Raw genomic sequence first — 20,494 nt, forward strand, 5'->3', positions numbered from 1 at the left:
TCCACAAGGTATACAAGGAGTACCAGGTCCATCAGGAGCAACGGGACCACAAGGAGTTCAAGGGATACAAGGTCCGATGGGTGAGATAGGCCCAACAGGTCCAGAAGGCCCAGAGGGACTTCAAGGCCCGCAAGGAATACAAGGAGTGCCAGGTCCAGTTGGAGCAACGGGTCCAGAGGGGCCACAGGGGATACAAGGCATACAAGGACCGGTAGGAGCAACGGGCCCACAAGGCCCACAAGGAATACAGGGAATACAAGGTGTGCAAGGGATAACGGGAGTAACAGGAGTACAAGGAGAAACTGGAATTCAAGGGATACAAGGGGAAATAGGAGCAACCGGTCCAGAGGGTCCCCAAGGAGTACAAGGTGCTCAAGGGGGGATTGGTCCAACAGGTCCGATGGGCGCACAAGGAGTGCAAGGAATACAAGGGATTCAAGGAGCAACAGGTGCACAAGGAGTGCAAGGACCACAAGGAATTCAAGGGATACAAGGTCCGACGGGAGCGACAGGAGATACGGGAGCAACCGGGGCGACAGGGGAAGGCACTACAGGCCCAACAGGAGTAACCGGTCCAACAGGGGTGACTGGCCCGTCAGGAGGACCAGCAGGACCGACCGGTCCAACAGGGCCATCAGGTCCGGCGGGAGTGACAGGTCCATCTGGTGGACCGCCTGGCCCGACAGGAGCAACAGGTGTAACTGGAGCAACAGGAGATACCGGGGCGACAGGCTCAACTGGAGTGACAGGAGCGACAGGAGAAACGGGAGCAACCGGAGTGACGGGTTTACAAGGTCCGCAAGGAATCCAAGGAGTGCAGGGAGAGATAGGTCCGACGGGTCCCCAAGGTGTTCAAGGTCCCCAAGGAATTCAAGGAGTAACGGGGGCCACTGGAGATCAAGGTCCGCAAGGGATTCAAGGCCCACAAGGCGACATAGGTCCAACCGGCCCCCAAGGAATTCAAGGCCCACAAGGTTCTCAAGGAATCCAAGGAGCGACAGGGGGAACAGGAGCACAAGGCCCACAGGGAATCCAAGGTCCGCAAGGTGACATAGGTCCGACTGGGCCACAAGGTCCAACTGGAATCCAAGGGATACAAGGAGAGATAGGCCCAACAGGTCCAGAAGGCCCAGAGGGACTTCAGGGCCCGCAAGGAATACAAGGTGTTCAAGGGCCAGTTGGAGCAACGGGTCCAGAGGGTCCTCAGGGGATACAAGGCATTCAAGGACCGGTAGGAGCAACCGGCCCACAAGGTCCACAAGGAATACAGGGAATCCAAGGTGTGCAAGGGATAACGGGAGCAACTGGAGCACAAGGAGCAACTGGAATTCAAGGGATACAAGGGGAAATAGGAGCAACCGGTCCAGAGGGTCCCCAAGGAGTGCAAGGTGTACAAGGGGCGATTGGTCCAACCGGTCCGATGGGGACACAGGGAGTGCAAGGAATTCAAGGGATTCAAGGAGCAACAGGTGCGCAAGGAGTGCAAGGCCCACAAGGAATTCAAGGGATACAAGGTCCGACGGGAGCAACAGGAGATACGGGGGCAACCGGAGCGACGGGAGAAGGAACTACCGGTCCAACAGGAGTAACCGGTCCAACAGGGGTGACTGGCCCGTCAGGAGGACCAGCAGGACCGACTGGCCCAACGGGGCCATCAGGTCCGGCGGGAGTGACAGGTCCATCAGGTGGACCACCTGGCCCGATAGGAGCAACAGGTGCGACAGGAGTAACAGGAGATACCGGGGCGACAGGCTCAACTGGAGTGGCAGGAGCGACAGGAGCAACGGGAGCAACCGGAGTGACGGGTTTACAGGGTCCGCAAGGAATCCAAGGTGTTCAAGGAGAGATAGGTCCAACCGGTCCACAGGGTATTCAAGGTCCCCAAGGAATCCAAGGAGTAACGGGGGCAACCGGAGCACAAGGTCCCCAAGGAATTCAAGGCCCACAAGGCGACATAGGTCCAACCGGCCCACAAGGAATTCAAGGTCCACAAGGTCCTCAAGGAATCCAAGGAGCGACGGGGGCAACCGGAGCACAAGGCCCACAGGGAATCCAAGGTCCGCAAGGTGACATAGGTCCGACCGGCCCACAAGGCCCACAAGGAATTCAAGGCCCGCAAGGAATTCAAGGTCCAACGGGAGCTACAGGAGCAACCGGAGCGACAGGTCCCCAAGGAATTCAAGGCCCGCAAGGAATCCAAGGTCCAACGGGGGCAACAGGAGCAACCGGTTCACAAGGTCCAACTGGAGATACAGGTCCAACCGGAGCTGGAGCCACTGGAGCGACAGGGGCGACTGGAGTTAGTACAACTGCAACGTATGCATTTGCGAATAATACATCAGGAAGTGTTATTTCTGTTTTATTAGGCGGTACAAATATCCCATTACCAAACAATCAAAATATTGGACCAGGAATAACCGTTAGTGGTGGAAATACTGTATTTACAGTTGCGAATGCAGGAAACTATTATATAGCCTATACAATTAATTTAACAGCAGGATTAGTTGTAAGTTCGCGTATAACTGTAAATGGCAGTCCGCTTGCGGGAACGATAAACGCCCCGACAGTGGCTACTGGTTCATTTAGTGCACCAATAATTGCTAACTTGCCTGCTGGAGCTGCTATTAGTTTGCAATTATTTGGAGTAGTTGCACTGGCTACATTGTCTACGGCAACGCCAGGAGCTACTCTAACGATTATTAGATTAAGTTAATAAGTAGAAAACCTTGGAACTTTTATGTTTCAAGGTTTTTTTATCCCAGTATTTGAGAGTAATTCTCGCTAATCAGAGGGGAATGGATAACTTCCTATGGTTTAAAGTTTCACTTTATTCACCGTAGCAAAAACATCGCAGTTCGAAAATATATTATAATAGAATGAAAAGAAAGAAATTTGGCAGAAAGGGAGGGTGGCGATGCAGGAGATGGTTAAAGACTTTTTTGGACGCCCACTTCAAGATTTACGCATATCTGTCATTGATCGTTGCAATTTTAGATGTACATATTGTATGCCAGCAGAAGTATTTGGGCCTGATTATGCTTTTTTGAAAGATGAGTTTTTACTGACGTTTGATGAAATTGAACGTTTGGCAAAAGTGTTTGTTAGCATCGGTGTACGAAAAATTAGACTTACTGGTGGCGAACCACTGCTTCGTAAAGATTTAACAAAACTTATTGCACGTCTCGTGAAAATTGACGGGCTAGTAGATATAGGGTTAACGACAAATGCGATTCATTTAACGAAGCAAGCGAAGGCATTAAAAGAAGCTGGATTACATAGAGTGAATGTTAGTTTAGATGCGATAGATGATGATACATTTAGAAATATTAATGGTCGAAATATTAATACGAAACCTGTGATTAAGGGCATTATAGCAGCAAAAGAGGCAGGGCTTGAAGTAAAAGTAAATATGGTTGTGAAAAAAGGGATGAACGATCATCAAGTACTACCGATGGCTGCATATTTTAAAGAACAAGGAATCACGCTTAGATTTATTGAGTTTATGGACGTTGGTAGTACGAATGGATGGAATTTTGATCAAGTAGTTACGAAGCGGGAATTAATTGAGACGATTCATGGAGTGTATCCGCTTGAGCAAGCTGAAGCGCATTATTTTGGTGAAGTTGCGAAACGATATCGGTATGTTGGAACAAATGTAGAGGTCGGTTTTATTACTTCTGTTTCTGAGTCGTTTTGTTCTTCTTGTACGAGAGCGAGAATTTCGGCGGATGGAAAGTTCTATACTTGTTTGTTTGCGACGGAAGGATTGGATATAAGGGAACTTCTTAGAGATAACCTTTCGGATGAAGAGCTATTACATGTTATACAAGATGTATGGATGAATAGAAAAGATAGATATTCAGATGAACGGACAGAAGAAAGTGCAAAAAATCGTCCGAAAATTGAAATGTCTTATATAGGAGGATAAGGAAGGGGGCTATCGTATGCAGGAGCGATATTCAAGACAAATGTTATTTCCTGGTGTTGGAGAAGAAGGGCAGCGAAAAATAAGAGAGAAGCATGTGCTTATTATCGGCGCTGGTGCCCTAGGTGCGGCAAATGCAGAAGCGATTGTTAGAGCAGGTGTTGGAAAAGTAACGATTGCAGATCGCGATTATGTAGAATGGAGCAATTTACAAAGACAACAATTATATACAGAAGAAGATGCAAAGCAGTATAAACCGAAGGCGGTAGCGGCAGCAGAACATTTAAAAGCGATTAATTCTGAGGTGGAAATTAATCCAGTTGTAACTGATGTAACGGTGCAAGAAATGGAAGAACTAGTGAATAGTGTAGACTTAATATTAGATGCGACAGATAATTTTGAAACGCGTCTTCTCATTAATGATATTTCACAAAAGTATAATATTCCGTGGATATATGGTGGTTGTGTCGGAAGTTACGGAGTGACTTATACAATTTTACCAGGGAAAACACCGTGTTTCCGCTGTTTAATGGAGCATCCGGCGAGTGGAGCAACATGTGATACAGTTGGTATTATACAGCCAGCGGTGCAGTTAGTAGTTGCGCATCAAATAACAGAAGCGTTGAAAATATTAGTAGAAGACTTTGGTGCGCTTCGTGAAACGATGCTATCGTTTGACCTTTGGAATAATCAGCAGATGGCATTTAAAGTAAATAGGCAGAAAAAAGATACGTGTTTATCTTGTGGAAGATTACGTACATATCCGAGTTTAACATTTGAAGCACAAACGAAAACGGAAGTGTTATGTGGGCGGAATACAGTACAAATTCGTCCAGGGATGCGGAAAGATTTTAATTTAGAAGAAATTAAAAAGCGCTTACAAAAAAGTGTAGAGGTAAAGGCAACACCTTATTTATTATCATTCCCGATAGAAGAATATCGATTTGTTCTATTTACAGATGGTAGGGCGTTTATTCATGGGACAAATGATATGAATGTAGCGAAAAGTTTATATGCAAGATATATAGGTTGAACCTAAAGGAAATCCTTTAGGTTCAACGGAGAGGATTACGAATTTCTCGTATAATCTCCACTTTTTCCACCTGTTTTTTCAAGTAAGTACGTTTCACCAATAATCATACCTTTATCAACAGCTTTACACATATCATACACGGTAAGAGCCGTAGCAGAAGCAGCTGTTAAAGCTTCCATTTCAACGCCAGTGCTACCTTCTGTTTTAACTTTTACTTCAATAAGTAATCGATATTGTTCTTCTGATTGTTTCCAATCGAAAGAAACGTCAACACCTTTTAATAATAAAGGATGGCACATTGGGATAATATCAGAAGTGCGTTTTGCAGCCATAATGCCTGCGATTTGGGCAACTGCTAATACGTCACCTTTCCCAATTTCATTGTGAGAGATTTTATCGTAAATTTCTTTCGTAACTACAATGCTAGAGCACGCAATTGCTGTTCGAACGGTTGTTTTTTTGTCGCTTATATCAACCATCTTCGCGCGTCCTTGGTCATTAAAGTGTGTGAATGAAGACATGGAATTCCTCCTTGAAGTAATTTCTGTTTAATATATAAAGTTTAATCGAGATAAAAAAAATTGCAAATATGGGGTGAGAAACGATGGTAGAAAAACGAATTCCAATTCAAGTTGCTGAGGCAGTAGAGCGGGTAATGAAATATGCGAAGCATGGTGAAGTAGAAGAAGTTTCTATTACGGAAAGTTACGGGAGAATTCTTGGAGAAGAAGTTGTCTCAGATCATGACGTTCCTCATTTTGATCGTTCTCCTTACGATGGTTTCGCAATTCGAGCAGAAGATACGAAAGAAGCGAATCAAGAGAATCCAGTTGAATTTGAAGTGATAGGAGAAATTGGAGCGGGGTCTGTTTTTGTAGAAGAGGTAGGCTCTTTTGAAGCAGTTCGTATTATGACGGGAGCAGCTATTCCAGAGGATTGCAATGCAGTCGTAATGCTAGAACTGACAGAAGGATTTGAGAAGAACGGAAAAACATATATGAGGTTAAAGCGTCCTTTTAATAGTGGTGACAATGTGTCATTTAAAGGAGAAGATATAAAACAAAATCAAGTTCTCGTTAAGAAAGGTGTTGCAATTAATCCAGGTGTTGCTGCGCTATTAGCGACGTTTGGATATAGTACTGTGAAAGTTGTAAAACAGCCTGTTGTCGGTATTGTAACGACAGGGAGTGAATTACTAGAAGTACACGAGTCGTTAGAACCAGGAAAGATTAGAAATAGTAACTCTTATATGATTGCCGCTCAAATTATGAAAGCTGGTGGAAAGGCCCGATATTATGGCCAACTGGCTGATGAGCTAGATGCATGTTTTACAGCTGTTCAATCAGCGATGGATGAGGTTGATATTTTAATTACAACAGGCGGTGTTTCGGTAGGAGATTATGACTACTTACCAGCTATATATGAAAGATTACAGGCGAATGTCCTCTTTAATAAAATAGCGATGAGACCAGGAAGTGTAACGACAGTAGCTGAAGTTGATGGAAAGTTACTTTTCGGTTTATCAGGGAATCCGTCTGCTTGTTATGTAGGCTTTGAATTATTTGTGCATCCGATTATAAAAACGTATTTGTATGCGAAGGAGCCTCACGTATATAGAGCTGATGCTATTTTACAAAAAGATTTTCCAAAGCCAAATCCATTTACTCGTTTCGTAAGAGCAAACGTGACGATCGTGGATGGGGCATTACAAGCGATGCCGGTCGGTTTAGATAAATCGAGTGCGGTATCTTCACTTGCGGATGCAAATGCGTTTATCGTGTTGCCTGGAGGAACGAGAGGATTTGAGGCAGGGATGAAAGTATCCGTATTATTGTTAGAGTATTCGGAGGGATGTGATTGGCCTTGGGCAAAGCCTCTTCAATCATACAAATAGTAGGGTATCAAAATAGCGGGAAAACAACACTTGTAGAGAAAGTGGTGCATGCTTTAGCCGAAAGCGAAATGAAAGTTGCTACAATTAAACATCACGGGCACGGAGGTTTTCCAGAAGTAGCACAAAAAGATAGTGAAAGACACAGAAAAGCCGGTGCTGTCGTAAGTAGTGTAGAAGGTGCGGGATTACTTTCACTTTCTTCGTTAAGAGAGGAATGGTCCTTACAAGAAATTATTCGCTTATATGAGTTTTTTGAAGTGGATACAATTTTAATAGAGGGCTATAAAAAAGAGAACTATCCGAAAGTAGTGTTACTTCGTTCTGCGGAAGACATTGAACTTGTACATAAAGTAGAAAATGTAGTAGCGGTCATTACGTGGTATAATGCGCCGGTAAATTTACGAGAAGAATATAAAGTATTTCATATAACAGAAGAAAAGTTGTACATAGACTGGTTTTTACAAACGGTTAGGAGTGCGAAATGATAAATACATATTATGAACTAATTGATACAGAAATCTCGATTGAAGAGGTAGCGAAGAAAGTAATTCGCCGTGAATGCGGTGCTGTTACAACGTTTATTGGAACGGTTAGGGAGTTTACGAAAGGGCGTCGTACATTATACTTAGAGTATGTCGCTTATAAGACGATGGCAGAAAAGATGCTACAGAAAATCGGCTCAGAAGTGAAGGAGAAATGGCCAGATACACACGTTGCGATTACGCATCGCATCGGTACATTGCAAATTTCTGATATCGCGGTTGTTGTGGCTGTTTCAACACCGCATCGTAAAGCGGCTTATGAAGCGAATGAATATATTATGGAACGCATAAAACAAATTGTTCCCATTTGGAAAAAGGAGTTTTGGGAAGATGGTGACTCGTGGATTGGTGACCAATTAGAAAAAACGCCATATCCGGCGGGAGAGCCTGGGAAGGAGTTATAAGTATGATTCGAGTATTGTTATTTGCGCACTTGCAAGAAGAAGCAGGAACAAGTGAATTACGAATAGAGAAAGAAAATATTACGGTTGCAGAGTTAAAAGATATTGTTGCCAATGAATATAATGTACCAGTATCAGCGCCAATTATGGTTGCAATTAATGAAGAATACGCAAATGAAGATGATAAAATTCAATCTGGTGATGTTGTTGCACTCATACCGCCAGTGAGCGGTGGTTAATATTGGATTCATTAAAACGACTTTCCTGAATAGGGGAAGTCGTTTTTTTATGGTATTTTTGAGAACACTAATTTATAGAACAAGGAGGGCATTATGAAAAAAATATGTGTAATGATGACGATGATATGTTCTATCTTTCTCTTTTCTCCAAGCGACTCTTTGGCGAAAGAATCGAAAGAACAACTTTTAGAGAGTGCGCTCTTAAATCGATATTACTCCGTTATAAGGCAAGCGACAGAAGATCAATATGAATGTGATTCAGTTATAAATATAGAGCGTCTCGGCAAGAAAGATGAATTCGTTCCTCGATTTGAAGTGACGCTACAATTTCTTACTTTTCAAGGTGCACATAATCCGCCAAATGACAAAGTTACACTTACTTTGGAAGATAATTTAGATCACATAAAGATCAAGAAAGTGGAAAGAGAAAAAAATGTTTCTAGTGCGATCGCAGAAAATGTTTGCGCACAAGCGAAGGAAAAAATGAAAGCACACTCTAACGGTGTAGAGCGGTAACTGATGACATTTCGTAAAGAAAGGTAATGAGCCATGGATATATTTTTAGCGATTTTACCAGCTATATTTTGGGGAAGTATTGTGCTATTTAACGTGAAACTGGGCGGTGGACCGTATAGTCAAACGCTTGGCACAACGCTTGGTGCACTTATTTTCTCGATTGTTGTTTATATTTTTGTAAAGCCAGTATTAACTCCTACCGTTATTGGAGTTGGAATTGTGTCAGGTTTATTTTGGGCACTTGGTCAGGCGAATCAATTGAAAAGTATTGATTTAATGGGTGTTTCGAGGACGATGCCAATTTCAACAGGACTGCAATTAGTTGCGACGACTTTATTTGGCGTTATCGTATTTCATGAATGGTCCACGACAATTTCAGTCGTCCTTGGAATTTTAGCGCTCGTTTGTATTCTTATCGGTGTTATTTTAACGTCACTTCAAAGTGAAGAAGAAAAAAATGCAGAGCAAGCAGCAAATTTTAAAAGGGGCATCATAATTTTATTAATTTCAACAGTCGGTTATTTAGTTTACGTAGTAGTTATTAGGCTATTTAACGTAGATGGTTGGTCGGCTTTATTACCACAAGCAGTTGGTATGGTGTTAGGAGGTATTTTACTTACGTTTAAACATCATCCATTTAATAAATATGCGATACGAAATATTATTCCAGGATTAATTTGGGCAGCTGGAAATATGTTTTTATTCATTTCGCAGCCGCGTGTCGGAGTCGCAACAAGCTTTTCACTATCGCAAATGGGAATTGTTATTTCGACGCTTGGCGGGATTCTTATATTAGGCGAAAGAAAAACGAAACGTCAATTAACAGGTATCGTTGTTGGGATCGTTTTTATTATTGCAGCTGGAATTATGTTAGGAATTGCAAAAGGTTAAGGAGGTATTGAAATGTATAGTGATTTAGAAGGGAAAGTCGTCGTTATTACAGGATCAGCAACGGGTCTCGGAAGAGCGATGGGAGTAAGGTTTGCTAAGGAGAAAGCAAAGGTCGTTATTAACTATCGCTCACGAGATTCAGAAGCGAATGATGTGTTAGAAGAAATTAAAAAGGTAGGCGGAGAAGCGATTGCTGTAAAAGGTGATGTAACCGTCGAATCAGATGTTGTGAATCTCATTCAATCTGCTGTGAAAGAATTTGGTACGCTCGACGTTATGATTAATAATGCAGGGATAGAAAATGCAGTACCATCGCATGAAATGCCACTTGAAGATTGGAATAAAGTAATCAATACAAATTTAACAGGTGCTTTCTTAGGAAGTAGAGAAGCGATTAAATATTTTGTAGAACATGATATTAAAGGGTCTGTCATTAATATGTCTAGTGTTCATGAGAAAATTCCGTGGCCACTATTTGTGCACTATGCAGCAAGTAAGGGTGGCATAAAACTTATGACAGAAACGTTAGCGCTAGAATATGCACCAAAAGGTATTCGAGTAAATAATATTGGACCAGGTGCAATTAATACGCCAATTAATGCCGAAAAGTTTGCTGATCCAAAACAGCGGGCTGACGTAGAAAGTATGATACCGATGGGCTATATTGGAAAACCGGAAGAAATTGCAGCGGTAGCAACTTGGCTTGCTTCATCAGAGGCGAGTTATGTAACGGGAATTACGCTATTTGCAGATGGTGGAATGACGTTATATCCATCGTTTCAAGCTGGGCGTGGGTAATATAAAAGGACGAAGAGATAAAACTCTTCGTCCTTTTTTTACAAAAAAAATAGCGGCCAGCTATTTTAAATTTAGTGATTAATTGTATCTTGAAGAAATTCTGTTGCTTGATGTTCAGTAACATTTTGTACGAGCGCGACTTCGCTGATCATCATTTTTCGTGCATTATCTAGCATTTGTTTTTCACTCGCATTTAATGTTCTCTCTTTATTACGGCGAAGTAAATCCCGAACCACTTCTGCGCTATCTTGTAAATTGCCATTTTTCATTTTTTCCATATTCATTGTATATCTTTGTTTCCATGAGAGTGATGGGTCTGACTCCCCGTTTTGAAATTCAAGAAGTATATCATCTAACGTACCTCGATCAACGATATAACGAATACCTGATTTTTTTAATTGTTCCATCGGAAGCATTACTTGCATATCTTTACTAATGATGCGTATCACACAATATTGACGTGAAGTACCTAATATTTCTTTCTCTTCAATTGCTTCGATAATTCCTGCACCGTGCATTGGATAAACGATTTTATCACCAATTTGAAACAAATCATCCACCTCCATATGTGGTAACCACTTTTAATGATAACATAAGTTCGTAAAAATGTCAAATTTTATATAATACCATATTGAATACATTTGAGTCAATATGTAAAAGGTCTTTTTTTATGTATTTTTTTTATGGTTTTATGTGAAATAAATATAGGTGACTTTTTTAGAAAAATAGTACAGGGTGAAGAAGGGGCATATCCACTTATTTTTAAGCATAAAATGTAAAATCGCTAATACAATATACCTAAATCCGTTCTTTGCAAAGGAGGGAGAGAAGGTGGGGCACACAATAAAAATTGATATTACAAATAAAGTTGTAGCTAAATTTAGATCAAATTATTTGGAATTATATACGAGTAAATTTATGATAGGTAAGTTTTATGTCTATACTGAAGATAAACAATATGTGTTAGAAGACGGATATATATATGAAAATGGAAAGTTTTATCGCATCATAGATACGCACCGTGGCAATAATCAAGCGGCGGAGGGCTGCGATCTAGGATGGTGTTAACATGATTCGTGTGAAAGTGTTTGATGAAAGTCACGAAAAAGACTTAGAAGACGCTGTAAATGTGTTTTTGAAAAAGATTGATGATAGTCACTTTGTAGATATTAAGTACCAAGTTGGTGTTTCTATTAACGATGATGAAAACCAAATTTATTGTTTTTCAGCAATGATTGTTTATAAAGCATAAAAAAGAGCTGGGTGAGCCAGCTCTTTTTTATGCTTTATGTTGGGACAACATGGGTTGGTAATACGTTCATAATAGATTGGGGTGCGCCTAATTTCTTTGTCGTTAAAAGATTTGCCTCTGTTTCATGATCTTGGGCATCTTTACACATACCAAGGTGATAACGATCACCTAAAAATGGATCAATATAAAAACCGTTTTTGAATACTTTATCATTCGGATGTTTTTCATGGTGAATGTCAGAACAGTTAATGCAATAGAACATAGCTTTCATCCCGATACGATAAACTTAACTAAATCTATATAATTCAATCAAATTTACACAAGTTAGTGCTTCATCGTGTTCTCGCACCCCCGAAGGGACGAGGGGTATAACACTCCACACGAGGCAGTATCGTTACCTCCTATTATCAAGCATTTATTTTACCCATCTTGATAAATTTATCGCAGCATTTACATCCCTATCATGATGGCTATTGCACCTAACACAACGCCACTCACGTATTTTTAAACTCCACTGTCCTTCTGGTTGGACTGAATGGTCGTATTTAACGCCGCAACATGAGCAAATCTTACTTGAGGCGAACCATTTATCAGCTTTTACATACTCAGTGCCGTACTTCTCACACTTGTATGATAAACATTGAAAGAAGAAGTTTAATTTTTGAAATGAAAATGCTTTTGATAGTTTTTTGTTTTTTAACAGGTTTTAGATAGATAAGTCTTCCACAACAATCCTCATTGGTTTGGTTTTCACCAATGTAGCTGTTGCTTGATGGATATGGTTATTTCGGATATTCGTAATTTTCCTAGATAACCGCAGGTGCTCAGCTTTAGCTTTTTCATATCCGACAGATTGAATTTTTACACCTTTTTTAAATCTCCTAGACATATCTCTTTGTGCTGACTTTTTCCTTTTCAAAAGTTTTTTAACCTTAGCATCTTTGTTTATATTTCGTTCTTTCATACCATTAGAAGCTACAAAAAGCTCTTTTAAACCAACATCCACACCAATCGACTCATCGGTTAGTTCTTGGAATTCAAAGGATTCTTCAAACCCTACACTAATCCACCAGTGACGACCATCAAAGGTAACTCTTGGATTTGATGTTTTTTTGTTCCTTGGTAGTTGTTGGCTTGTTTTCACTTCTCCAATAGACTGAATATGAACTACTTTTTTCCTATAATCAGTCTTTCATAATTGGCATAAAATCCCTGGATTAAATCTTTTTTAGATTTATAAGAAGTGTGAAAACCATTTTTGTACTTTTTGAACGAATTTTTCCTCGCCGTATCAAAATCTTTTGAAGCCTGTTTAGGAACTTGTGCATTGATGTCATTTAACCACTCATATCTCTTTCGCTTCTTGATCTTTGTAAATCGTTTCTGTAAAGCTAACTGTGAAACAGATTTTCCAAATAGCTTATAGTATCTATCACTCATTCTTTTACAATAGTTATAAGCGAATCTTGCAGCGCCAGCATGGTTTCTAAGCACTTTTTCTTGTTCAGGCGTTGGAATTAGTCTGACTTTCTTCGCCAATATCATCAGAATTTAACTCCTTTAATGAAAGATTTGTTCTTCTGAATAGTAGCGTGTTCCACTAGCATTCTCCTGAGAGCACTCGGATGCAAACCTGTTAATTCTGATACTTGACTAACTCGTAAAAATTTCATTATTATCCTTACCTCATTGAATTCACCATAGCACATACGTTCGATATATTCAATGAGGTTTGATAGATTTAATTAAATGTATCTCGTTCAACTAAGGGCGCAATTCCTTAGCCAGTTCTCTTATGAACTTCTCATGTTTTCACATGAGCGCAGACTATATGTTTATCTCTTTAGAGATAGAGGATTTTTCCACCACCATAGGCTTGTGGTGTACTCTCGTCAGTTATACGAGATAGTCGTTGAACGTTCATCTTATCCATTTTGACTTAGATGATTCGAGGCGGAAGACCCATTGTTCTAATGTTTAGGATTTAACCTTGCATCATCTGATTGATTTTTTCTGCTTTCGCAACATTCACGCTCGCCATTTCTAGCCACGTTGTAGTTCAATCAGCTTTAGGGATTGCCCGCAGTTAACCCTCACTACTAGCCAATCACTTGACTAGCAGGGCTTACTGATATATTTAATTAACTTTGGTTATAATTGGTTAAATAAATCGTAACAGTTAGTTACCCTTTTTATTTTGTTTGAAAAAAGTGAGTCGGTAGTCATTTCGCTCCTAAGGAAATGTTGAGGAGAAGAGAAATAACTACCTACTCAAATGGTGGGCATATTCCTTCTGATTTTTTATATCTTGCGTATTGCCTCTTGAGGGAAGGAGGAGAGACGATGTACGCATGATATAAGTAAGGCACTTCTTTCAATATGAATGATGGAGTTTCATGTTGAGAGAAGTTTTTATTTTTTATTGCCTTTGTGAGTATATTATGAGGGAATGCTGAGAAGGTGTTTGTCCTGTTGAAAAAATGTTGAGAATTTCTCAACGGTAAAAAGAATTAGTGTTGACATGAAACTAAAAGGTGTTATATCATTCAAATAAAACTAAAAGGTGTTATGTTTTAATGCCGGATAAAGGAGCTAAAAAAATGACTCAACAAAATACATTAAACGATATTAAACAAACAATCGTTTTTAACGCGTCTATTCAAAAAGTATGGAATGTAGTGTCAACTGCAGAAGGAATTGCATCATGGTTTATGCCGAATGATTTTGAATTAGAGGTAGGACATGAGTTTCATGTTCAATCACCATTTGGACCGTCACCATGTAAAGTGTTAGAAATTGATGAACCAAACCATTTATCTTTCTCGTGGGACACAGATGGCTGGGTTGTTTCATTCCATTTGAGAGACTTAGGAGAGAATAAAACAGAATTTACATTAATTCACGGCGGTTGGAAACATCCTGATGAAATTCTGCCGAAAGCGAATGCGAAGAGCTCTATTATTCGCGATAGAATGAATGGCGGCTGGGTAGCGATTGTAAATGAAAAACTGAAAAAGGTTGTTGAAGGATAAATGTCTTCGTCAGCAGCGAAATATGATGTATTTCAAGCAATTGCTGATCCGACCCGCCGAGAAGTGTTACGGTTATTAAGTGATAAAGAGTTACCAATTTCAAAAATAACGGATCATTTTCCGATGAGTCGTACGGCTGTTGTGAAGCATCTTCATATTCTTTCAGAAGCGAATTTAGTAAGTGGAAGAAAGAGTGGAAGAGAGAAGATATATTGTTTGCAGCCGGAGCCGTTAGAAGAATTAAAGCAGTGGCTCTCATATTATGAACGATTTTGGGATAATAAATTGTCCGTGCTTAAACATATTGTGGAAAATGAAGAATAAAAGAGGATGACCATTTGGGTCATCCTCTTTATTATTGCTCACTTGTTTGTGTAGCTGGTTTTAATAAGAGCCAAGCAATAATTAATGTAAATACTGCTAATACGAAAGTACTCATATAAATAACGTGTACACTTGCTGCTAATGCAGATTGTGATTCAGTTGCTACGTTTGCTGTAGTTCCGCCGTGTCCGCCAGATACAAGATCAAGGTTTTTAATACCGCGTGCGTGAATCATCGTATTGAAGATTGTACCGAATATTGCAGCACCTAACGTTTGACTAAATGTGTTAATAAATGTGTTTAAACCAACGGCTGTTCCGCGTGTATGAGCTGGTACGGCTGCTTGAATTGTTACCATGTAAATAGGTGTCACAAGCCCCATGCCTAAGCCGAATAATCCGACTGCAACATAAATAAGGAATGATGGTGAATTTGTTGACAATGTAAATAATAAGAAGGTGGCAACTGATAAAATGCTAGCTCCAAGTAAAATAATTTGTTTCGTTTGTAATTTGCCAACTAAGTTACCGGAGAACATAGCACCGAATGTCCACATAACAGGAATTGGCATTAAAATGAGTCCAGCTTCTGTCGCATTTTTTCCTAATACACCTTGGCTCCAAATTGGAAGGTACATTGTAATACTAATAATCATCGCACCGGCAATAAGAGTTAATATGTTTATCGTAGATAATGTACGGTTAGAGAAAAGTGCTAGCGGAATTAATGGTTCCGGAGATTTTTTCTCGATGTATAAGAAAATAATGAATGACACAGCCGCAAAGATTAATAGACCGATGATTGTAATGTCTCCCCAGTTTTGCTTACTGCTACCTGTTAATAATGCGTATAGTAAAGCAATTGTACTTAATGAGAAGACTGTCGCACCAAGATAGTCGATATGCTGCTTGGCGGCAGACTTAACAGATTCCTTATAAGAAGTGGCAAACATTAAGCAAGCGATAATTCCGAAAGGAACGTTTAAGAAGAAAATATAGCGCCAAGAAAGAGAATCAACTAAAAAACCACCTACTAACGGCCCGACAACACCAGATACACCCCAAACGGCACTCATCCAGCCCTGTGCTTTCGCGCGGTCTTTCGCTTCGCTATATAAGTCTCCAATAATCGTCATTGTGATTGGCATAACAGCGCCAGCGCCTATACCTTGAAGAGCACGGAAGAAGATTAATTGTTCCATCGATGTAACGACACCGCAAAGTGCAGAGCCGATTAAAAAGATTGTAGCTCCGATAAGTAGAACTTTTTTACGACCGAATAAATCAGCCAATTTTCCGTATATTGGAGTCGAAACCGCTGTGGCAAGCATATAAATTGCGTAAACCCAGCTAACAAGTTCGACGCCTGACAAATCACTCGTTATACGAGGGATTGCTGTACTAACAATCGTTCCTTCTACGGCAGAAAGAAACGTCATTAGCATTAAAGACACCATGACTTTTTTTCTCATATGTTTTCCCCTTACCCTTTTTTAAATATTCAACAATATAAAATATAAAGGTACTAAGGTATATAAAGCAACAAATAAGTAATGGGAAGTTAGGAGGAGTGTATATTTGTCGCTTATTGTCGGTAAGTCGATATATTTGAGAAATCGCCGATATAAGTTGCAGAATCGCTGATATTTTTGAAACATCGCTGATATAAGTCGTGGAATCGCTGATATATTTGCAGAATCACCGATATAATTTCGTGTACCTATAAAAAAAGAAACAGGAATCCTGTTTCTTTTTTAATATTGCATTTTCGCATTTTCTCCAGCTGTAGTTCCAGCAATTCTACCAGTAACGAGAGCAGATGTAATGTTATAACCGCCCGTATAACCGTGAATATCAAGAACTTCTCCGCAGAAATATAAGCCATTCGTGAATTTAGAAGACATTTCTTTCGGATTAATTTCTTTAACAGATACGCCTCCGCCAGTAACGAATGCTTTTTCAATTGACTGCGTACCATTTACATTCACAGTAAATTCTTTAAAGTCTTTCACAAGTGCACGAATCTTTTCATGAGAAACTTGTCCAGCTTGTTCGCTACCGTCAATTTCATTTTTTTCTAATAAGAATAGGAAGTAACGCTCGGGAACGTATCCTTTTAACACGTTTTTAATTCCTTTTTTCGGATCTTCTTTCATTTGTTTCAGCATGCGCTGGAATAGTTGCTCGCTATTTTCTTCTGGTAATGCATCAATACTCATTTGTATTGTATTCGTTTTAAACTTTTTCAGTGCTTTCACGACGAATTGACTACAGCGAAGAGCAGCAGGACCAGATAGGCCGAAATGAGTGAAGAGCATGTCCATTTTGTGAGAAATGATAGCTTTTCCTTTCGGGTTTAATACGCTTAAGTTTATATCACGTAAAGCAAGACCTTGTAATGAGCGATCACGTATAAACGGCTCGTTTGAAAGGATTGGTACTTCTGTTGGGAATAATTCTGTAATTGTATGACCACCTTTTTCAGCCCAAGCGTATCCGTCTCCAGTAGAACCAGTTTGAGGAACAGATTTTCCGCCAACAGCGATAACGACGTGATTCGTTTCTAACACTTCGCCTGTTTGTAATACAACTGCTTTCGTTTGACCATTTTCATATTCAATCGTTTCAACAGGTGTATTCGTACGGATTTTTACACCTAAATCTTTTAATCGTGTTAAAAGTGCGTCTACTACCGATTGCGCTTTGTTTGATACAGGGAACATACGGCCATGATCTTCTTCTTTCAATTTTACCCCGAGATTTTCGAAGAATGTAATAATATCTTCATTATTAAAAATAGAAAAAGCGCTGTATAAGAAGCGGCCGTTTCCTGGTATATGTTTAACGATTTCATCAAGTGGTAGACGGTTCGTTACGTTACAACGACCACCACCAGAAATCGCAAGTTTGCGCCCTAGTTTATTTCCTTTATCAAGAAGTAAGACATTTGCGCCTTCTTCTGCAGCACCGATTGCAGCCATTAGCCCAGAAGGCCCGCCACCGATTACAATAACATCATAATGCATAATATATCGACCTCATTTTCTACATTTCCTGCCTAAAAGAATAGCATGTTTTCCCTTAAAAGAAAAATAGAGTGAAGTACTGCTTGAGGGGAGAATTGTGGTACAATACAAAAGTTAGAGTTCAGCGTTATATAGGAAGTAGGAGGATTTTCGTATGTCCGATTCAAAATTTCTGCGCGGAACGCTTATTGTGACGTTAGGGACATTTTTAGTAAAGTTCTTAGGCATGATTTACGTCTTTCCGTTTCATGCATTAGTAGGCACAGAAGGCGGAACGCTCTATACATATGGATATATTCCATATACGATATTTTTAAGTATTGCAACGGCAGGGGTGCCGCTTGCTGTTTCAAAGTTTGTTTCCAAATATAATGCACTTGGAGATTATAAAACGAGCCGAAGAATGTTCCGCTCGGGAATGGTTATGATGATAGTAACAGGAGTTCTTTCCTTCTTAGTACTGTACATGACCGCACCATTATTTGCAGAAGCAATGCTTGGTAAACAAAGTTTACAAAATAAGGTAGAAGAAGTTACGACGATTATTCGCCTCGTAAGTTTCGCACTTATTGTTGTACCGGCAGCAAGTTTGATTCGTGGTTATTTCCAAGGTCACCAATCGATGGGACCGACTACGGTGTCACAAATTATTGAACAAATTATTCGTATCGTCTTTTTACTAGCGGGTAGTTTCATCGTTATTAAAATACTTGGCGGTACAGTAGCAACGGCAGTCGGAGTTGCGACATTCGCTGCATTCGTTTCAGCAGTTGGAGCACTCGGCGTATTAATTTGGTACTGGTTAAAACGTAAAAAATATTTGGATCAATATTTAATTGAACAAACTGTACCAGAATCGACAGTAAGTACCGTTCAATTGTTTAAAGAGTTATTTGCGTATGCAATTCCTTACGTTGTAATTGGGTTAACAATTCCTTTATATCAACAAATTGATACATTGACATTTAACTCTATTATGCAGGCAATTGGTCAAGGTGATATCGCAGAGCGAGCGCTCGGTATTTTCACAATGTGGACGCATAAATTAATTATGATTCCAGTATCGCTTGCAACAGCGTTTAGTTTAACGCTTGTACCAGCGATTACAAAATCATTTACGGAAAAACAATATCGCTATTTAAAATTACAAATTACACAAACATTCCAGGCGAATATGTTTTTAACATTACCAGCAGTTGTCGGTATTTCAACACTGGCTTATCCAATTTACACTGCGTTTTACGATTCAGATCCATTAGGTGGACAAGTGTTAATGTGGTATGCACCAGTTGCATTGTTATTTGCTTTATTTACGGTAACAGCCGCGATTCTGCAAGGGATTAATCAACAAAAACATGCGATTGTCGCACTTGTTATGGGTGTTATTTTGAAATTTGTATGTAACGTAATCTTTATTCGATATTTCGGTACAGTAGGAGCGATTTTAGCTACTGCAGTCGGTTTCTTAGCGTCCGTATGGTATACGAATAGACAAATCCAAAAACATGCACACTATTCATTTGGTGTTGTATATAAGAGAACATTCCAAATTGCAGTATTAACACTTGTAATGGTCGTGGCGGTAAAACTATCACAGTGGATTCTATCCTTCATGATTTCGCCAGATGGCCGTATTGGTGCTTTAATTACAGTTGCGATTTGTGCAGGTGTTGGTGGTCTTGTTTACGGTCTGTTAGCAATTCGCACAGGAGTACTTGAAAGGGTATTTGGCGGAGAAGCGTTAGAGAAAATCCAGCGTAAACTTGGCAGTAGATTCAAAATAAAGTTGAAATCAAAAGGGGCGTAAATACGTCCCCTTTTCTATGATAAATAAAGAAGGTGAAAAACGTGAGATTAGATAAATTATTAGCGAATATGGGATACGGAAGTAGAAAAGAAGTAAAGAAATTATTGAAAGACGGCGTTGTGAAGATTGATGGGACGCCGGTGAAAGATGCAAAGGTTCATGTAAATGTAGAAGAGCAAGAAGTTATGATTCACGGTGAAGTTGTAGAATATAAAGAGTTTGTTTATTTAATGCTGCATAAACCACAAGGTGTAATTTCAGCTACAGAAGATGATAATCACGAAACAGTAATAGATTTATTAGAACTAGAAGATGCAATCTTTGATCCGTTCCCAGTTGGACGACTTGATATCGATACGGAAGGTTTCTTATTGATAACAAATGACGGGAAGTTATCACATCAATTATTATCTCCGAAAAAGCATGTGCCGAAAAAATACTATGCACACGTTGCAGGAGTTGTAACGGAAGAGGATGTAAAAGAGTTTGCTAAAGGTGTTATTTTAGACGATGGTTATGAAACGAAACCAGGCGCACTTACAATATTAAAAAGCGATGATATTTCTGAAATTGAGCTTGTGATTACAGAAGGAAAATTCCATCAAGTGAAGCGCATGTTTGAAGCAGTAGGGAAAAAGGTTGTTTACCTAAAGAGAACAGAGATGGGTCCGTTAGTATTAGATGAAGAACTAGAACTTGGAGAATACCGAGAGCTAACAGATGAAGAAATAGAAATGTTAAAAACATATCAAGTAGATACTGAGAAGTAGTCCTGTTTTTAGGCGCAGAAAAGACCCCTTTCTAATGAGTTAGAA

Annotated in this window: 21 protein-coding genes and 1 pseudogene; 16 read left to right on the forward strand and 6 right to left on the reverse strand. The window is 39.8% G+C overall.

Annotated features, from left to right (window positions below):
- Window positions 1–76: 76 nt before the first annotated feature.
- From JDS81_RS00005 to JDS81_RS00015, 3 genes are all read left to right on the forward strand, one after another.
- A complete protein-coding gene (locus JDS81_RS00005) occupies window positions 77–2,713 on the forward strand; it encodes a BclA-related collagen-like exosporium protein (RefSeq protein ID WP_472926271.1) in 2,637 nt (878 codons plus the stop codon).
- Between the two features lie 201 nt (window positions 2,714–2,914).
- Window positions 2,915–3,928, forward strand: coding sequence for a GTP 3',8-cyclase MoaA (gene moaA / locus JDS81_RS00010; RefSeq protein ID WP_001157125.1), 1,014 nt, complete (start codon window positions 2,915–2,917; stop codon window positions 3,926–3,928).
- A gap of 16 nt (window positions 3,929–3,944) precedes the next feature.
- On the forward strand, window positions 3,945–4,958 hold the full coding sequence (locus JDS81_RS00015) for a molybdopterin-synthase adenylyltransferase MoeB (RefSeq protein ID WP_097954860.1): 1,014 nt from the start codon (window positions 3,945–3,947) through the stop codon (window positions 4,956–4,958).
- Window positions 4,959–4,993: 35 nt separating this feature from the next.
- Here JDS81_RS00015 and moaC read toward each other — a convergent pair whose 3' ends face one another.
- The gene (gene moaC / locus JDS81_RS00020) at window positions 4,994–5,479 is read right to left on the reverse strand and encodes a cyclic pyranopterin monophosphate synthase MoaC (RefSeq protein WP_000094153.1); all 486 of its coding nucleotides are present in this window, start codon (window positions 5,477–5,479) and stop codon (window positions 4,994–4,996) included.
- 83 nt (window positions 5,480–5,562) lie between these two features.
- On the opposite strand from moaC, the gene moeA reads away from it, so the two are divergent.
- The 7 genes from moeA to JDS81_RS00055 all read left to right on the forward strand — a co-directional run bounded on the left by moeA (window position 5,563) and on the right by JDS81_RS00055 (window position 10,239).
- A complete protein-coding gene (gene moeA / locus JDS81_RS00025) occupies window positions 5,563–6,852 on the forward strand; it encodes a molybdopterin molybdotransferase MoeA (RefSeq protein WP_097954861.1) in 1,290 nt (429 codons plus the stop codon).
- Window positions 6,816–7,337: a molybdopterin-guanine dinucleotide biosynthesis protein B gene (gene mobB / locus JDS81_RS00030; protein ID WP_141499575.1), complete on the forward strand. Its 522-nt coding sequence runs from the start codon at window positions 6,816–6,818 to the stop codon at window positions 7,335–7,337. Before moeA ends, mobB begins: the two co-directional genes overlap by 37 nt.
- On the forward strand, window positions 7,334–7,798 hold the full coding sequence (gene moaE / locus JDS81_RS00035) for a molybdopterin synthase catalytic subunit MoaE (protein WP_097954863.1): 465 nt from the start codon (window positions 7,334–7,336) through the stop codon (window positions 7,796–7,798). Before mobB ends, moaE begins: the two co-directional genes overlap by 4 nt.
- A gap of 2 nt (window positions 7,799–7,800) precedes the next feature.
- Window positions 7,801–8,034, forward strand: coding sequence for a molybdopterin converting factor subunit 1 (gene moaD, locus JDS81_RS00040; RefSeq protein WP_000621781.1), 234 nt, complete (start codon window positions 7,801–7,803; stop codon window positions 8,032–8,034).
- Between the two features lie 93 nt (window positions 8,035–8,127).
- The gene (locus tag JDS81_RS00045) at window positions 8,128–8,550 is read left to right on the forward strand and encodes a DUF3888 domain-containing protein (protein ID WP_097954864.1); all 423 of its coding nucleotides are present in this window, start codon (window positions 8,128–8,130) and stop codon (window positions 8,548–8,550) included.
- Between the two features lie 33 nt (window positions 8,551–8,583).
- Window positions 8,584–9,441 (forward strand): glucose uptake protein GlcU, encoded by an 858-nt coding sequence (glcU, locus tag JDS81_RS00050; protein ID WP_000350875.1) that lies wholly within the window; start codon window positions 8,584–8,586, stop codon window positions 9,439–9,441.
- Between the two features lie 12 nt (window positions 9,442–9,453).
- A complete protein-coding gene (locus JDS81_RS00055) occupies window positions 9,454–10,239 on the forward strand; it encodes a glucose 1-dehydrogenase (RefSeq protein ID WP_000286694.1) in 786 nt (261 codons plus the stop codon).
- A gap of 71 nt (window positions 10,240–10,310) precedes the next feature.
- Here JDS81_RS00055 and JDS81_RS00060 read toward each other — a convergent pair whose 3' ends face one another.
- Window positions 10,311–10,805, reverse strand: a complete 495-nt coding sequence (locus JDS81_RS00060) for a CarD family transcriptional regulator (RefSeq protein ID WP_000451446.1) — start codon at window positions 10,803–10,805, stop codon at window positions 10,311–10,313.
- Between the two features lie 265 nt (window positions 10,806–11,070).
- Between JDS81_RS00060 and JDS81_RS30235 the strand changes: the two genes are divergently transcribed.
- Window positions 11,071–11,307 carry a DUF2553 family protein gene (locus JDS81_RS30235; protein ID WP_000510185.1) on the forward strand — a complete coding sequence of 79 codons (237 nt, stop codon included), beginning with the start codon at window positions 11,071–11,073 and terminating at the stop codon, window positions 11,305–11,307.
- Between the two features lies 1 nt (window position 11,308).
- A complete protein-coding gene (locus JDS81_RS00070) occupies window positions 11,309–11,491 on the forward strand; it encodes a sporulation protein Cse60 (protein ID WP_000621749.1) in 183 nt (60 codons plus the stop codon).
- Window positions 11,492–11,525: 34 nt separating this feature from the next.
- Here JDS81_RS00070 and JDS81_RS00075 read toward each other — a convergent pair whose 3' ends face one another.
- Together JDS81_RS00075 and JDS81_RS30240 are read right to left on the reverse strand one after the other, a co-directional pair.
- Window positions 11,526–11,753, reverse strand: a complete 228-nt coding sequence (locus JDS81_RS00075) for a DUF3973 domain-containing protein (RefSeq protein WP_000498976.1) — start codon at window positions 11,751–11,753, stop codon at window positions 11,526–11,528.
- Between the two features lie 153 nt (window positions 11,754–11,906).
- Window positions 11,907–13,036, reverse strand: a pseudogene (locus tag JDS81_RS30240) (RNA-guided endonuclease InsQ/TnpB family protein).
- 1,055 nt (window positions 13,037–14,091) lie between these two features.
- On the opposite strand from JDS81_RS30240, the gene JDS81_RS00090 reads away from it, so the two are divergent.
- The gene (locus JDS81_RS00090) at window positions 14,092–14,523 is read left to right on the forward strand and encodes an SRPBCC family protein (protein ID WP_033661377.1); all 432 of its coding nucleotides are present in this window, start codon (window positions 14,092–14,094) and stop codon (window positions 14,521–14,523) included.
- Window positions 14,524–14,847, forward strand: coding sequence for an ArsR/SmtB family transcription factor (locus JDS81_RS00095; RefSeq protein WP_000098843.1), 324 nt, complete (start codon window positions 14,524–14,526; stop codon window positions 14,845–14,847). It begins immediately after the preceding gene.
- A gap of 31 nt (window positions 14,848–14,878) precedes the next feature.
- Here JDS81_RS00095 and JDS81_RS00100 read toward each other — a convergent pair whose 3' ends face one another.
- Together JDS81_RS00100 and JDS81_RS00105 are read right to left on the reverse strand one after the other, a co-directional pair.
- Window positions 14,879–16,318 (reverse strand): MDR family MFS transporter, encoded by a 1,440-nt coding sequence (locus JDS81_RS00100; protein WP_001228036.1) that lies wholly within the window; start codon window positions 16,316–16,318, stop codon window positions 14,879–14,881.
- A gap of 282 nt (window positions 16,319–16,600) precedes the next feature.
- Window positions 16,601–17,872, reverse strand: coding sequence for a BaiN/RdsA family NAD(P)/FAD-dependent oxidoreductase (locus tag JDS81_RS00105; protein ID WP_000558865.1), 1,272 nt, complete (start codon window positions 17,870–17,872; stop codon window positions 16,601–16,603).
- Between the two features lie 154 nt (window positions 17,873–18,026).
- Here JDS81_RS00105 and JDS81_RS00110 point away from each other — a divergent pair, with 154 nt between their 5' ends.
- The gene (locus JDS81_RS00110) at window positions 18,027–19,679 is read left to right on the forward strand and encodes a putative polysaccharide biosynthesis protein (RefSeq protein ID WP_001284037.1); all 1,653 of its coding nucleotides are present in this window, start codon (window positions 18,027–18,029) and stop codon (window positions 19,677–19,679) included.
- A 41-nt stretch (window positions 19,680–19,720) separates the two neighbouring features.
- Complete coding sequence (locus tag JDS81_RS00115) at window positions 19,721–20,449, forward strand: pseudouridine synthase (protein WP_097955270.1); 729 nt, start codon at window positions 19,721–19,723, stop codon at window positions 20,447–20,449.
- Window positions 20,450–20,494: the final 45 nt, after the last annotated feature.

The sequence above is a fragment of the Bacillus cereus group sp. N31 genome (assembly GCF_016483245.1).
In the GTDB taxonomy this organism is placed as follows: Bacteria; Bacillota; Bacilli; order Bacillales; family Bacillaceae_G; genus Bacillus_A; species Bacillus_A toyonensis.

Coding starts and splice junctions, on each gene's coding strand:
- JDS81_RS00005 (WP_472926271.1), top strand. CDS start 77: ATGGGTGAGATAGGCCCAACAGGTCCAGAAGGCCCAGAGGGACTTCAA.
- moaA (WP_001157125.1), top strand. CDS start 2,915: ATGCAGGAGATGGTTAAAGACTTTTTTGGACGCCCACTTCAAGATTTA.
- JDS81_RS00015 (WP_097954860.1), top strand. CDS start 3,945: ATGCAGGAGCGATATTCAAGACAAATGTTATTTCCTGGTGTTGGAGAA.
- moaC (WP_000094153.1), bottom strand. CDS start 5,479: ATGTCTTCATTCACACACTTTAATGACCAAGGACGCGCGAAGATGGTT.
- moeA (WP_097954861.1), top strand. CDS start 5,563: ATGGTAGAAAAACGAATTCCAATTCAAGTTGCTGAGGCAGTAGAGCGG.
- moaE (WP_097954863.1), top strand. CDS start 7,334: ATGATAAATACATATTATGAACTAATTGATACAGAAATCTCGATTGAA.
- moaD (WP_000621781.1), top strand. CDS start 7,801: ATGATTCGAGTATTGTTATTTGCGCACTTGCAAGAAGAAGCAGGAACA.
- JDS81_RS00045 (WP_097954864.1), top strand. CDS start 8,128: ATGAAAAAAATATGTGTAATGATGACGATGATATGTTCTATCTTTCTC.
- glcU (WP_000350875.1), top strand. CDS start 8,584: ATGGATATATTTTTAGCGATTTTACCAGCTATATTTTGGGGAAGTATT.
- JDS81_RS00055 (WP_000286694.1), top strand. CDS start 9,454: ATGTATAGTGATTTAGAAGGGAAAGTCGTCGTTATTACAGGATCAGCA.
- JDS81_RS00060 (WP_000451446.1), bottom strand. CDS start 10,805: ATGGAGGTGGATGATTTGTTTCAAATTGGTGATAAAATCGTTTATCCA.
- JDS81_RS00070 (WP_000621749.1), top strand. CDS start 11,309: ATGATTCGTGTGAAAGTGTTTGATGAAAGTCACGAAAAAGACTTAGAA.
- JDS81_RS00075 (WP_000498976.1), bottom strand. CDS start 11,753: ATGTTCTATTGCATTAACTGTTCTGACATTCACCATGAAAAACATCCG.
- JDS81_RS00090 (WP_033661377.1), top strand. CDS start 14,092: ATGACTCAACAAAATACATTAAACGATATTAAACAAACAATCGTTTTT.
- JDS81_RS00095 (WP_000098843.1), top strand. CDS start 14,524: ATGTCTTCGTCAGCAGCGAAATATGATGTATTTCAAGCAATTGCTGAT.
- JDS81_RS00100 (WP_001228036.1), bottom strand. CDS start 16,318: ATGAGAAAAAAAGTCATGGTGTCTTTAATGCTAATGACGTTTCTTTCT.
- JDS81_RS00105 (WP_000558865.1), bottom strand. CDS start 17,872: ATGCATTATGATGTTATTGTAATCGGTGGCGGGCCTTCTGGGCTAATG.
- JDS81_RS00110 (WP_001284037.1), top strand. CDS start 18,027: ATGTCCGATTCAAAATTTCTGCGCGGAACGCTTATTGTGACGTTAGGG.